The sequence below is a fragment of the Candidatus Methanoperedens nitratireducens genome, assembly GCF_900196725.1.
Taxonomy (GTDB): domain Archaea; phylum Halobacteriota; class Methanosarcinia; order Methanosarcinales; family Methanoperedenaceae; genus Methanoperedens; species Methanoperedens nitroreducens_A.
In genome coordinates this window covers 1-1,129 of sequence record NZ_FZMP01000105.1, presented here as the reverse complement: position 1 = coordinate 1,129, position 1,129 = coordinate 1, and the positions used below count along the sequence as shown (strand labels likewise).

The following is a 1,129-nucleotide window of genomic DNA, read 5'->3' as shown; positions in this document are numbered from 1 at the left end:
TAGCCTTTCAAACTCTTAATGTCAGGTTACATTCGAAGGTTGCGCTACCTGTATCTGTCCCCGGATTTCACCTGCAGGATTCTGGATTGTATGGACATTGACATAGGTACTACCATTCGTCATGTTATCTATTAGAGAGCTGAAAGGCTGTCCTGCAAGCGGACCGGTCAGATTCGCCTGTGTAATGTTGCCTTCTGCAAGCACGCCGTTGAATATGCCAGTTTTCGTCGGTCATGTAAACAGGTCCACTACAACTGAGCCGTTTACTCCTACTGGTGCCAGATGAATGTGTGCAAGCGTTGCATCTGTAATATTGGCTACCGTGACATTGAACTGCAATACTGTGCCGTTGTCGCTCAGGTTAAACGTCGCATTGCCCCAGGCAGGTGTATTTACCGGTGGTACTTCTTCATTGCCTGTGAGATTAGCGACAAAGGCGGAAGGTGGCGTTGGAGTAACTGTTGGTGTTATGGTAGCTGTTGGTGCTCCGGAGGGGCTACCTATAGCTGTCAGTGCTGCTGTTGTACCGGGTTCAGAGTTGTGATTTGGTTGAGCCGCAAACATACCCCCGTATGCCGTCAGTGCTCCCCCGCCTGCAGGGCTAACATGACATGTGCCACAATTAAAACCGCTGCCATATAATGTCTGGCCTGCGGTTGCATATTGTGGTAATGCCGACACCTCCGATATTCCTATCAGTTCAGAAAGATAGAACTGGCTTAAGCCTGCGGCATCCCCTACCAGAGACTGCTATTAACAGCATTAACAAAGATTATTTTCAATTCATTTATCCCCCCTAATTGTATTTGAGACTCTTACATTACGCTCTGGAGAAAACTTAGAGTATAACTCTAAACAAGTCTAACCGGTCATTGAAAAACCCCTAAGTTTTCTGTTATACCCTCACGAATTGAAATGTCCCCACTATTCAAATACGTTTTGTTTTTGGTAGATAATAAACCTTGGATATGAAATTTAAAAGTATTCATGCTGTTGAGTTCAACAGCTCTATAACCATTTTTCGATTGGATAATGGAGTCAAAATAGCCTTTTCGCTTTTGCTAATCTTCATAACACGGAGAACATCTTTTGGAAAATCATTGGAGTGAACCCCAAAAAGTGTACAACC

Annotated in this window: 1 pseudogene; it reads right to left on the bottom strand. The window is 44.4% G+C overall.

Annotation, left to right across the window (positions count from 1 at the left end):
- Nucleotides 1–21: 21 nt before the first annotated feature.
- A pseudogene (locus MNV_RS20645) lies at nt 22–564 on the bottom strand (CHRD domain-containing protein).
- Nucleotides 565–1,129 lie beyond the last annotated feature (565 nt).